The sequence below is a fragment of the Bradyrhizobium sp. AZCC 2176 genome (assembly GCF_036924645.1).
Classification (GTDB): Bacteria; Pseudomonadota; Alphaproteobacteria; order Rhizobiales; family Xanthobacteraceae; genus Bradyrhizobium.
In genome coordinates this window covers 2,679,033-2,691,108 of the sequence record NZ_JAZHRX010000001.1, presented here as the reverse complement: position 1 = coordinate 2,691,108, position 12,076 = coordinate 2,679,033, and the positions used below count along the sequence as shown (strand labels likewise).

Here is a 12,076-nt window from a genome sequence, read left to right as displayed (position 1 = left end):
TTACCGCGTCTTCCAGAATGCGACGACGCGCTGGGCGGTCGACGGCATCAGGCGCACGTAGTTGACCCGCGCGTTTTCGATGTCGGCGGGAGATGCCGTCCGGTTCGGACCGAGCCGAAGCAAAATCAGCGCGCGCACCGTTGCCCATTCGATATCGATGGACCTCCCGGCTATCAGGATCGGATCATAGCGGTCGCCGCTGATCAGGCGGTCGAGGGTTTCGATCTTGACGCCGGTCATCGCCGACAGCGCGGCGACCGACTCCTCGTATTTGAAGGCCTTGGCAAAGTTGAGCAAGGCGCCTTCGCCGAGCATGCCCTCGCGGTGGAGCTTCAGCACCGTGCGCTGTGCCGGCGCAAAGTCGCGCCGCTCCTCGCGTTCGGACGGGCCGGTGATCGCGGTCATTGCCTGCTTGATGTCGGCCTGCCGTTCGGGTTTGACGACCTGGAACAGGCGGCGGCGGATGACGTCGATGGAGCCGGAGAGCAGCTCCTTCAATTGCGTAGGCGACAGATCGTCGCGCTGGCCGAGCCTGATCGTCAGCACGCCATCCTGACCTGCGCGCTTGATCAGCGTCGAATAGCTGCTCGACGAGAAGGCGGCGCCTGCATTGCCGGCGGCGCGCCTGACAACGTCGCGGTCGCCGCGGGCGACGATGACGTCGGTGAGATCGGTTGAAAGCGTGGGCCGTTCCGTCATCGCCAGCAGATGATCCTGGCCCTTCACGGAAGCAATTTCGACCAGCATCTTTTCGTCGATGACCGGCGAGCGCCGCAGCAGCGGGCCTGCGATGGCAATTTCATCTTCATGGGCGAGTTGGCCGACCAGACCGCGCGGCGCGTTCGCCAGCATCGACAAGCGCTCAGCCAGTTCGGCGCGCGCTTCAATCTCGGCATGCGGGACGAGACTGGTCAGTACATCGTCAAACAGCTCGACATGGTCGGAGCGGAAGCTCGCCGCGCCCTGCAGGAAAAGCTCGCTGATACGACGCGCGGCATCGGCGCGGCGCTTGGGGTCGCCACGACTGACAATGTCGTCGAGTTCCGGGATCAGCGATGGTGAAATTATCATAAACCCATCCAAACCGGCCGAATTGGCTGGTTTTCGGGAAATCTAGGCAGCGTTCATGAATGAAGGGTTAGATTTCATCCCCCTCTTGCAGCTTGGCAAAATCGGACTTAACGGGATCGCGGGCCTTGTCGGATTGCGGAAAAACCGCTATATCCGCGGCAACTTATGGTTCTCATACGATCGCGTATTGAGAGTGGGCCCCGCGGGACCCGCTCTTTTTTATTACCTGAACCTGCCCTGCCCAGAATGGGCGGCAGGCGCGGCTCAGGGAACCGGCCGGATCGCGGCTAGACCCGGCCTAAACCCATGCAAGTAAGACGCTTTTGACACTGGACATGACCGATCCAACTGCTGGTTCCGTGGATGCCGAGTTGCTGGCCGAGCCCCGTCTCGTCGTCGAGCCGGGCGCGGCCGCGCGGGTGTCGGCGGTGGCCGGACCGGTTTTGCAGGGAATGGGCTACCGGCTGGTCCGGATCAAGATTTCAGGCGAGGCCGGCTGCACCGTCCAGATCATGGCCGAACGGCCCGACGGATCGATGCAGATCGAGGATTGCGAGGCGATTTCGCGGGCGCTGTCGCCGGTGCTCGACGTCGCCGATCCGATCGACCGCGCCTACCGGCTGGAGATATCCTCGCCGGGCATCGATCGCCCGCTGGTGCGCCGTTCCGATTTCGAGCGCTTCAACGGTCACCTCGTCAAGATCGAAATGGCGGTCGCCCATCAGGGCCGCAAGCGTTTCCGTGGTACGCTGGCCGGCGTCGAAGATAATGCCGTGCGGTTACATCGGGATGACACACGCGCGGATGAAGATGCCGACGTGCTTTTGGTGATGGAGGACATTTCCGAGGCACGGCTGGTTCTGACCGACGAATTGATTGCGGAATCGATGCGGCGCGGCAAGCAGGCCGAGCGCGAATTGAAGCAGAATCTCGGGTTGACCCCGCCGCCCCCGCCGCACGCAAGGAAGAGCGATCCGGCCAAGAGTAACAAACCGAAGCCCAAGATCGCAAGCAAGACCGGAAGCAAGCCCGGCACGAAGCCGGAGCCGACCAATACCAAGAAACACCGCCTCGCCGCAGAAAGACTGCGCAGAGGCGAGATCGATCCTACCGAAGGAGACTAGGCCATGGCCGTCAGTGCCAACAAACTCGAACTGCTGCAGATCGCAGACGCGGTCGCCCGCGAAAAGTCGATCGACCGCGGGATCGTGATCGCTGCGATGGAAGATGCCATCGCCAAGGCGGCCCGCGCCCGTTACGGCAGCGAGACCGACGTTCACGCCGAGATCGACGCCAAGAAGGGCGAGCTCCGGCTGTCGCGCCACATGCTGGTCGTCGAGCAAGTCGAGAACTCCTCGAACCAGATTTCGCTGGCAGACGCGCAGCGCGCCAACCCGGGCGCCCAAGTCGGCGACACCATCGCCGACACCCTGCCGCCGCTGGAATATGGCCGCATCGCCGCGCAATCCGCCAAGCAGGTGATCGTGCAGAAGGTGCGCGAGGCCGAGCGCGACCGGCAATATCAGGAATTCAAGGACCGCATCGGCGATATCGTCAACGGCGTCGTCAAGCGCGTCGAATATGGCAGCGTGATCGTCGATCTCGGCCGCGGCGAGGCCATCATCCGCCGCGACGAAATGCTGCCGCGCGAGGTGTTCCGCAACGGCGACCGCGTCCGCGCCTACATCTTCGATGTCCGCCGCGAAACCCGCGGGCCGCAGATTTTCCTCTCCCGCACCCATCCGCAGTTCATGGCAAAACTGTTCGCGCAGGAAGTGCCGGAAATCTATGACGGCATCGTCGAGATCAAGGCAGTGGCCCGCGATCCCGGCTCTCGCGCGAAAATCGGCGTGATTTCCCGGGATTCCTCGGTGGATCCGGTCGGCGCCTGCGTCGGCATGCGCGGGTCGCGCGTGCAGGCGGTGGTGAACGAACTGCAGGGCGAGAAGATCGACATCATTCCGTGGTCGCCAGACATTGCGACCTTCGTCGTCAACGCGCTGGCGCCCGCCGAAGTCGCCAAGGTCGTGATCGACGAGGATCGCGAACGGATCGAGGTCGTGGTTCCCGACACCAACAACCAGCTTTCGCTGGCGATCGGCCGTCGCGGCCAGAACGTGCGCCTCGCCTCGCAACTGACCGGCTGGGACATCGACATCCTCACCGAGCAGGAAGAATCCGAGCGCCGCCAGGCCGACTTCGAGAATTCCACGCGGGTGTTCATGGAAGCGCTGAACGTCGACGAAGTGGTCGGCCAGTTGCTGGCGTCCGAGGGATTCACGTCGGTCGAGGAACTCGCGCTGGTCGATGTCAAGGAACTGGCTGGCATCGAAGGCTTCGACGAGGAAACCGCCAACGAGCTGCAGAGCCGGGCGAAGGAATATCTGGAACAGCTCGAAACGGAGCTGGAAAACAAGCGCAAGGAACTCGGTGTGGAAGATGCAATGAAGAAGGTCCCCGGCGTGACCTCGAAGATGCTGGTGAAGTTCGGCGAGAACGACATCAAGACGGTCGAAGATCTGGCGGGCTGCGCCACCGACGATCTGGTCGGCTGGACCGAGCGCAAGGAAGGCAGCGAGCCAACCAAGCACCCCGGCATTCTCGACGCCAACGAGATCTCGCGCGACGATGCCGAGCGCATGATCATGCAGGCCCGCGTCATTGCCGGCTGGATCACCGAGGCGGAACTCGCCAAGCAATCCGAGGCGGCCGAGGCCACCGAAGACCAGACGGCGTAATGCGCGTGCTGCGCAACACCGAAACTCTTTTCTGCGCGCAGTCCGTGCGCAGATGACCGGAGCCACTAAACAGGCATGCTCGCTTTGGCTGACCCCGATCTCGACCATGGACCGCGGACCGACAAGTCCGCGACCATGCGGATGTGCGCGGTCAGTCGCGAGGTGCGGCCGATCGACGAACTGATCCGCTTTGTGGTCGCCCCGTCGGGCGAAGTAGTCCCCGATTTGAAGCGAAAATTGCCCGGCCGCGGCCTGTGGGTTTCGGCCTCGCGCCGGACGGTTGCGGAAGCGGTGCGGCGTCACCAATTTAGACGAGGGTTCAAGCGCGACGTCCGGGTCGCGGCGACCCTTCCCGCCGATACCGAGGCCCTGCTGGAACGGAGTTGCACCGAGGCGCTGGCCATGGCGGCCAAGGCCGGCCAGGTCATTTCCGGCTTTGCCAAGGTGGAGGGCCTGCTCGAACAGGGCAGGGCCGGAGCCCTGATTCACGCTTCCGACGGCGCGGCCGACGGAATCCGCAAATTGGACGCTATCGCCGGGCAAAGGAGCGGAAATATTGGTGAATCGCGGGGTTTACCGATCGTTACCGCTTTAACCTCGGCACAATTGGATTTGGCACTGGGCCGGGCAAATGTGATACATGCTGCGCTGCTCGCGGGCCCGGCGAGCAAGACGTTCCTGTCGCGCTGCCAGATCCTGGTTCGATACCGGATGGCCGATGACGACAAGACCGGGGATGGCGGCCAGAAATTCTGACGGACGACGACTGCTTCCGAAGCTTTGCATCAATGACTGTGCGAATGCGCACAACGTAACGAGATTAGGACTGCTGAATGGTTGATACCAAAACGCCTGGCGACAAGACTCTGAGTGTTCCGACCAAGACCTTGACGCTGAAGCCGCGGGTCGAGACGGGCACCGTGCGCCAGAGCTTCAGCCATGGCCGGACCAAGCAGGTCGTGGTCGAAAAGCGTGGCAAGCGCCGCCTCGGCGGCGATACGCCCGCAACCGAAACGCATGCGCCCGAGCCGGCCGCCGCCAAGGCAGCCGCCCCCGCTGCAAAGGCTCCCCTCTCCCGCCCCGCGGCAACGCCATCGGCCGCGCCGCGCAGCGGTTCGGGCGTGGTGCTGCGGACGCTGACGGAAGACGAGCGTTCCGCCCGCGCCAGCGCGCTGGCCGACGCCAAGGTGCGCGAAGTCGAGGAACGGCGGCTAGCCGAGGAAGAAGCCAAGCGCCGCGCCAGCCGTGAAGGCATCGAACAGGCCGAACGCGAGGCCGCCGAAGCCCGCCGCAAGGCCGAGGAAGAGCGGCACCGGCAGGAAGAGGAAGCCAAGCGCAAGGCCGAAGTCGAGGCCAAGAAGCGATTTGGCGAGGCCGAGGCCAAGCCCGCGGCGACGCCGGCACCCGCTGCGGCCCGACCGGCCGCAGCCCGCCCGGCTGGCGCCCGTCCGACTGCAGCAGCAGCGCCGCCCGCACGCGCCCCCGGCGTTGCCGCCGACGGTTCCGACGAGGATGAAGGTCCGCGCCAGATTCGCCGCGGCCCCGGCGGCGCCATGCGCCCCGCAGTGCCCCCCAAGACCACCCACAAGCCGGGCCCACAAAAGGAACGCGGCCGCCTGACGCTGGTCACCGCGCTCAACGCCGACGACGTGCGCGAACGGTCGATCGCGTCGTTCCGCCGCCGTACCCAGCGCCTGAAGGGACACGCCTCGAACGAGCCGAAGGAAAAGCTGGTCCGCGAGGTCACGATTCCGGAAGCCATCACCATCCAGGAACTCGCCAACCGCATGTCGGAGCGCGCGGTCGACGTCATCCGCCTGCTGATGAAGCAGGGCGCGATGCACAAGATCACCGACGTGATCGATGCCGACACCGCGCAGTTGATCGCCGAGGAATTGGGCCACTCCGTCAAGCGCGTCGCGGCGTCCGACGTCGAAGAGGGCCTGTTCGACGTCGTCGATGACTCCACCGATACCGAGCCGCGCTCGCCGGTCGTCACCGTGATGGGCCATGTCGACCACGGCAAGACCTCGCTGCTCGACGCGCTCCGCCACGCCAACGTGGTGTCGGGCGAAGCCGGCGGCATTACCCAGCATATCGGCGCCTATCAGGTGAGCTCGCCGGAAAGCGGCAAGAAGATCACCTTCATCGATACGCCCGGCCACGCCGCGTTCACCGCGATGCGCGCGCGCGGCGCCAAGGTCACCGATATCGTGATCCTGGTGGTGGCGGCCGATGACGGCGTCATGCCGCAGACAGTGGAAGCGATCAACCACGCCAAGGCCGCGAAGGTTCCGATGATCGTGGCGATCAACAAGATCGACAAGCCCGACGCCAGGGCGGAGCGCGTGCGCACCGAACTGCTGCAGCACGAGGTCCAGGTCGAGTCGTTCGGCGGCGAAGTCGTCGACGTCGAGGTGTCCGCCAAGAACAAGACCAATCTCGACAAGCTGCTCGAGATGATCGCGCTGCAGGCCGAACTGCTCGATCTCAAGACCAACTCGGAGCGTCCGGCGGAAGGCACCGTGATCGAAGCCAAGCTCGATCGCGGCCGCGGTCCGGTCGCCACCGTGCTGGTTCAGCGCGGCACGCTCAAGGTCGGCGACATCATCGTGGCCGGCGCCGAAATGGGCCGCGTCCGCGCGCTGATCTCCGACCAGGGCGAGAACATCGACGAGGCCGGACCTTCGGTGCCGGTCGAGGTGCTCGGCTTCAATGGCCCGCCGGAGGCCGGCGACCGCCTTGCCGTCGTCGAGAACGAAGCCCGCGCCCGCCAGGTCACGAGCTATCGCGCCCACCAGAAGCGCGAGAACGCCGCCGCATCGATCTCCGGCATGCGCGGCTCGCTCGAACAGATGATGTCGCAGCTCAAGACCGCGGGCCGCAAGGAATTCCCGCTGATCGTGAAGGCCGACGTGCAGGGCTCGCTCGAAGCCATTTTGGGTTCGCTGGAAAAGCTCGGCACCGACGAAGTTGCAGCCCGCATCCTGCATGCAGGCGTCGGCGGCATCTCGGAATCCGACGTCACGCTGGCGGAAGGTTTCAACGCTGCGATCATCGGCTTCTCGGTGCGCGCCAACAAGGAGGCCGCAGCAGCTGCCAAGCGCAACGGCATCGAGATCCGCTATTACAACATCATCTACGATCTCGTCGACGACATCAAAAAGGCGATGTCCGGCCTGCTCGCGCCGACGCTGCGCGAAACCATGCTCGGCAACGCCCAGATCCTGGAAGTGTTCAACATTTCCAAGGTCGGCAAGGTCGCCGGCTGCCGCGTCACCGACGGCACCGTGGAGCGCGGCGCCAATGTTCGCCTGATCCGCGACAACGTCGTGGTGCATGAAGGCAAGCTCTCGACGCTGAAGCGCTTCAAGGACGAAGTGAAGGAAGTGCAATCCGGCCAGGAATGCGGCATGGCGTTCGAGAATTACAGCGACATGCGTGTCGGCGACGTGATCGAGTGTTACCGCGTAGAGACCATCCAGCGCTCTTTGTAAGTCCAAATCTTGCGACGAGTCTGGAATTTTGAACTAACCGTCATGCCCCGCCTTGTGCGCAATTGTGCACTGGGGCGGGGCATCCAGTAGTCACCGCAATTAACGTTGAGCACGGAATACTGGGTCACTCGCTTTCGCGGGTGATGAGGACAATTGGGATTTCGACAAATGCCCCGCCATCACACCAAGGGTTCCGCCCCCGGCGGCTCGCAACGGCAATTGCGCGTTGGCGAGACCGTGCGCCATGCCGTCGCCGATATTCTGTCGCAGGGTAGCGTTCACGATCCGGATCTCGAAGGCCACATCATCACCGTCCCCGAGGTGAGGATGTCGCCTGACCTGAAACTTGCGACGATCTACGTGATGCCGCTCGGCGGCCGCGACACCGACATCGTGATCGCTGCGCTCGAGCGCAACAAGAAGTTCCTGCGCGGCGAGATCGCTCACCGCGTTAACCTGAAATTTGCCCCTGACCTCCGCTTCCGCACCGACGAGCGATTCGACGAAGCGGAACGGATCGAGAAATTACTGAGAACACCTGCGGTGCAAAGAGATCTCGCACCCGATTCGGACGACAAGTGATGATGATGCCCACCGCCAACGGCGTGATCGCGCAGCAAACTGCCGATTCGCACGACGCTGATAAAAATATTTTTTCGGGAGAGTCGGACGGCGACGACGAACGTCGCGCCGGCGACGAACGTCGCAACGATGAGCGCCGCGTCGATGAAGGCCAGCGCCGCAGCAACAACGATCCGCGCCACACCAAGCAGCCGCGCCAGAACAACCAGCCGCGTCGCGACAAGCGCGACGTCCATGGCTGGGTGATTCTCGACAAGCCGATCGGCATGACCTCGACGCATGCGGTGGCCGTGCTCAAGCGCCTGTTCCAGGCCAAGCGGGCGGGCCATGCCGGCACGCTCGATCCGCTGGCGTCCGGCGGTCTGCCGATCGCGCTCGGCGAGGCCACCAAGACGGTTCCGTTCGTGATGGACGGCCGCAAGCGCTACCGCTTCACGGTCGCCTGGGGCGAGGAGCGCGACACCGACGATACCGAGGGTCGGGTGGTCAAGACCAGCGAGCTCAAGCCGTCAGCCGACGCGATCCGGGCCCTGCTGCCGCAGTTCACCGGCCTGATCGAACAGATCCCGCCGCAATATTCCGCCATCAAGGTCCAAGGCGAGCGCGCCTACGACCTGGCGCGGGACGGCGAAACCGTCGAACTGAAGTCCCGGCCGGTCGAGATTCACGAATTAACCCTTGTAGAACATAGAGATAACGGCCAGTCCGTGTTCGAGGCCGAGTGCGGCAAGGGGACCTATGTCCGGGCCTTGGCCCGCGATATCGGCCGGATTCTGGGCTGTTTCGGCCATATCTGCGCGTTGCGGCGGACTTTGGTCGGCCCATTCCGCGAGACGGACATGATTCCGCTGGAAGAGTTGGAGGCTTTATGCAATAGAGCCGCGTCTGGCGAGGGAAGCCTCGCCGACGCGCTTTTGCCCGTTGAGACCGCGCTGGACGACATCCCGGCACTGGCCGTCACACGGGCTGATGCGGCAAGGCTCCACAGGGGCCAGGCCGTTTTGTTGCGCGGACGGGATGCGCCCAATAGTAGCGGCACAGTCTATGTCACGGTGGCAGGCCGTCTTTTGGCGCTTGCTGAAATTGGCAATGGCGAACTCATCCCCAAGCGCGTGTTCAACCTGACCGGGCTGACTGCCAGTCCCGGTCGCAGCAATGAGAGAGTTTGACGATGTCGATTACCGCCGAACGCAAAGCGGAAGTCATCAAGACGAATGCCAACAAGGCCGGCGACACCGGCTCGCCCGAGGTCCAGGTTGCGATCCTGTCGGAACGCATCAACAATCTCACGGGCCATTTCAAGACCCACGTGAAGGACAATCATTCACGCCGCGGCCTTCTGAAGCTCGTGTCGACGCGCCGTTCGCTTCTCGACTACATCAAGAAGAAGGACGAGGCGCGTTACAAGGCGTTGCTCGAAAAGCATAACATTCGTCGTTGATTTGAGAGTACGCGCGCGCAGCTTGCGCGCGTTTTCGCCTGATCTTCCGAAGAAAACGGACTCCCGTTTTGGGAGACGATCATGCGCAAGGAGCATCATCCGAGAAGGATCGTGCTCGACAAACGTCCAGCAGCAATCCGGCCGCTGGACAGGGCAAGGTGCCCGTGACTGCCGAGAGGATGGACGCCATCCGAAAGATGAAGACCATGGCAGGATCGCCGGATGCTGATCGCGCATTGCGACCAGCGTCCCGCAATCTTGCGCATGGTCTTTGTGTTTCTGGGCTCCGCTCTCTCGTGAACCCATGAAAGAAACCACTATGTTCAATAAGCATTCCGTCGAAATCGACTGGGGTGGACGTCCCCTCAAGCTGGAAACCGGCAAGATCGCCCGTCAGGCCGACGGCGCCGTGCTCGCCACGTATGGCGAAACCGTCGTGCTCGCCACCGTCGTCGCCGCGAAAGCGCCGCGCGAGGGCGTCGACTTCCTGCCGCTGACCGTCGACTACCAGGAAAAGACCTACGCCGCGGGCCGCATTCCCGGCGGCTATTTCAAGCGCGAAGGACGCCCGACCGAAAAGGAGACGCTGGTCTCCCGCCTGATCGACCGCCCGATCCGGCCCTTGTTCGCCGATGGCTGGCGCAACGAGACCCAAGTAATCGTCACCGTGCTCTCGCACGACATGGAGAACGATCCCGACGTAGTGGCGATGGTCGCCGCCTCCGCGGCGCTGACGCTGTCGGGCGTGCCGTTCAAGGGACCGATCGGCGCCGCGCGCGTTGCCTTCAGCAACGACGAATACATCCTCAATCCGACGCTCGATGAAATGGCCGACACGCAGCTCGAACTGGTCGTCGCCGGCACGTCGGACGCGGTGCTGATGGTCGAGTCCGAAGCCAAGGAGCTCTCGGAAGAGATCATGCTCGGCGCTGTGATGTTCGGTCATCGCCACTTTCAGCCGGTGATCAAGGCGATCATCGAACTGGCCGAGAAGGCCGCGAAGGATCCGCGCGAGGTCACCATCATCGACAACAGCGAGATCGAGAAGGAAATGCTCGGCCTGATCGAGCAGGAGCTGCGCTCCGCCTACGCCATCCCGGTCAAGCAGGACCGCTACGCCGCGGTCGGCAAGGCCAAGGAAAAGGTGATGGCGCACTACTTCCCGGAAGGGCAGGAGCCGAAATACGACAAGCTGCGCATCGCCGGCGTGTTCAAGGAGCTCGAAGCCAAGATCGTTCGCTGGAACATCCTCGACACCGGCAAGCGCATCGACGGCCGCGATTCCAAGACCGTGCGCAACATCATCGCCGAAGTCGGCGTGCTGCCGCGCGCCCACGGCTCGGCGCTGTTCACCCGCGGTGAAACCCAGGCGATGGTCGTGACCACGCTCGGCACCGGCGAGGACGAGCAGTATATCGACGCGCTGTCGGGAACGTATAAAGAGACGTTCCTGCTGCACTACAACTTCCCTCCCTACTCGGTCGGTGAAACCGGACGCCTCGGCGGCACCAAGCGCCGCGAAATCGGCCACGGCAAGCTGGCCTGGCGCGCGATCCATCCGGTCCTGCCGCCGCACCATGAATTCCCCTACACGGTGCGCGTTGTCTCCGAGATCACCGAATCCAATGGCTCCTCGTCGATGGCTTCGGTGTGCGGCGCCTCGCTGGCGCTGATGGATGCGGGCGTTCCCCTGAAGCGGCCGACCGCGGGTATCGCGATGGGCCTGATTCTGGAAGGTTCGCGCTTTGCGGTTCTGTCCGACATCCTCGGTGACGAGGATCATCTCGGCGACATGGACTTCAAGGTGGCCGGCACCGACCAGGGCATCACCTCGCTGCAGATGGACATCAAGATCGAGGGCATCACCGAGGAGATCATGAAGGTCGCGCTCGGCCAGGCCAAGGACGGGCGTATCCACATCCTCGGCGAAATGGCCAAGGCACTCACCAACGCCCGCGCCGAGCTCGGCGAGTATGCGCCGCGCATCGAGACCTTCAAGATCGCGACCGACAAGATCCGGGAAGTGATCGGCACCGGCGGCAAGGTGATCCGCGAGATCGTCGAGAAGACCGGCGCCAAGGTCAACATCGAGGACGACGGCACCGTCAAGGTCGCCTCCAACGACGGCGAGGCGATGAAGGCTGCGATCAAGTGGATCAAGTCGATCGCCTCTGATCCGGAAATCGGCCAGATCTACGAAGGCACCGTGGTCAAGGTGATGGAGTTCGGCGCGTTCGTGAACTTCTTCGGCGCCAAGGACGGCCTCGTCCACATCAGCCAGCTCGCTTCGGCGCGCGTGCAGAAGACCTCCGACGTCGTCAAGGAAGGCGACAAGGTCAAGGTCAAGCTGCTCGGCTTCGACGACCGCGGCAAGACGCGGCTGTCGATGAAGGTGGTCGATCAGACAACCGGCGAGGACCTCGAGGCCAAGCAGAAGGCGGAAGCGCCGCAGCGCGAAGCCGCCGGCGAATAAGGCATCGTCGGAGCCCGGTTCTGATGGATCAGAACCGGGCTCCAGTCTTTCCTTGACGCGTTTTCTTCACGCGAACCGGTAACCACTTCGCTTGAAAACGCTCTAAAATGTGAACAAAGGGCGGCCGAAAGGCCGCCCTTTTTTGTTATCCGCCGGCGTTACATTGGGAGTATTGAGGCACCTGTGCGGTTCCGCCGCAGGGCGCGAAGACAGAAAACGAAACCCGATTCCGATAGTCACCAGTAGCTTGCCGCGCGCAGCGGCGTACGGCGTC

The 12,076-nt window shown here is 63.6% G+C and carries 9 protein-coding genes; 8 read left to right on the top strand and 1 reads right to left on the bottom strand.

All coding sequences use genetic code 11. The features are described 5' to 3' along the window. Complete coding sequence (locus V1288_RS12445; protein WP_334357314.1) at positions 1 to 1,071, bottom strand: DUF2336 domain-containing protein; 1,071 nt, start codon at positions 1,069 to 1,071, stop codon at positions 1 to 3. A 335-nt stretch (positions 1,072 to 1,406) separates the two neighbouring features. Here V1288_RS12445 and rimP point away from each other — a divergent pair, with 335 nt between their 5' ends. The 8 genes from rimP to pnp all read left to right on the top strand — a co-directional run bounded on the left by rimP (position 1,407) and on the right by pnp (position 11,802). Continuing rightward, complete coding sequence (rimP, locus tag V1288_RS12440; RefSeq protein WP_334357313.1) at positions 1,407 to 2,195, top strand: ribosome maturation factor RimP; 789 nt, start codon at positions 1,407 to 1,409, stop codon at positions 2,193 to 2,195. Between the two features lie 3 nt (positions 2,196 to 2,198). Beyond that, the gene (gene nusA / locus V1288_RS12435) at positions 2,199 to 3,809 is read left to right on the top strand and encodes a transcription termination factor NusA (RefSeq protein ID WP_334357312.1); all 1,611 of its coding nucleotides are present in this window, start codon (positions 2,199 to 2,201) and stop codon (positions 3,807 to 3,809) included. Between the two features lie 75 nt (positions 3,810 to 3,884). Further along, on the top strand, positions 3,885 to 4,565 hold the full coding sequence (locus tag V1288_RS12430; RefSeq protein ID WP_334357311.1) for an RNA-binding protein: 681 nt from the start codon (positions 3,885 to 3,887) through the stop codon (positions 4,563 to 4,565). A 77-nt stretch (positions 4,566 to 4,642) separates the two neighbouring features. Next, positions 4,643 to 7,306 (top strand): translation initiation factor IF-2, encoded by a 2,664-nt coding sequence (gene infB, locus V1288_RS12425; protein ID WP_334357310.1) that lies wholly within the window; start codon positions 4,643 to 4,645, stop codon positions 7,304 to 7,306. Between the two features lie 168 nt (positions 7,307 to 7,474). Then, complete coding sequence (gene rbfA / locus V1288_RS12420) at positions 7,475 to 7,888, top strand: 30S ribosome-binding factor RbfA (protein ID WP_334357309.1); 414 nt, start codon at positions 7,475 to 7,477, stop codon at positions 7,886 to 7,888. Next, positions 7,888 to 9,057, top strand: coding sequence for a tRNA pseudouridine(55) synthase TruB (truB, locus tag V1288_RS12415; protein WP_334357308.1), 1,170 nt, complete (start codon positions 7,888 to 7,890; stop codon positions 9,055 to 9,057). Before rbfA ends, truB begins: the two co-directional genes overlap by 1 nt. Positions 9,058 to 9,059: 2 nt before the next feature. Beyond that, positions 9,060 to 9,329 carry a 30S ribosomal protein S15 gene (gene rpsO, locus V1288_RS12410; protein ID WP_079540211.1) on the top strand — a complete coding sequence of 90 codons (270 nt, stop codon included), beginning with the start codon at positions 9,060 to 9,062 and terminating at the stop codon, positions 9,327 to 9,329. Positions 9,330 to 9,648: 319 nt separating this feature from the next. Next, the gene (gene pnp, locus V1288_RS12405; RefSeq protein ID WP_334357307.1) at positions 9,649 to 11,802 is read left to right on the top strand and encodes a polyribonucleotide nucleotidyltransferase; all 2,154 of its coding nucleotides are present in this window, start codon (positions 9,649 to 9,651) and stop codon (positions 11,800 to 11,802) included. Positions 11,803 to 12,076: the final 274 nt, after the last annotated feature.

What these genes read in the sequence shown, in the direction of transcription:
- V1288_RS12445 (WP_334357314.1), bottom strand. Translation starts at nt 1,071, where the DNA reads ATGATAATTTCACCATCGCTGATCCCGGAACTCGACGACATTGTCAGT.
- rimP (WP_334357313.1), top strand. Translation starts at nt 1,407, where the DNA reads ATGACCGATCCAACTGCTGGTTCCGTGGATGCCGAGTTGCTGGCCGAG.
- nusA (WP_334357312.1), top strand. Translation starts at nt 2,199, where the DNA reads ATGGCCGTCAGTGCCAACAAACTCGAACTGCTGCAGATCGCAGACGCG.
- V1288_RS12430 (WP_334357311.1), top strand. Translation starts at nt 3,885, where the DNA reads ATGCTCGCTTTGGCTGACCCCGATCTCGACCATGGACCGCGGACCGAC.
- infB (WP_334357310.1), top strand. Translation starts at nt 4,643, where the DNA reads ATGGTTGATACCAAAACGCCTGGCGACAAGACTCTGAGTGTTCCGACC.
- rbfA (WP_334357309.1), top strand. Translation starts at nt 7,475, where the DNA reads ATGCCCCGCCATCACACCAAGGGTTCCGCCCCCGGCGGCTCGCAACGG.
- truB (WP_334357308.1), top strand. Translation starts at nt 7,888, where the DNA reads ATGATGATGCCCACCGCCAACGGCGTGATCGCGCAGCAAACTGCCGAT.
- rpsO (WP_079540211.1), top strand. Translation starts at nt 9,060, where the DNA reads ATGTCGATTACCGCCGAACGCAAAGCGGAAGTCATCAAGACGAATGCC.
- pnp (WP_334357307.1), top strand. Translation starts at nt 9,649, where the DNA reads ATGTTCAATAAGCATTCCGTCGAAATCGACTGGGGTGGACGTCCCCTC.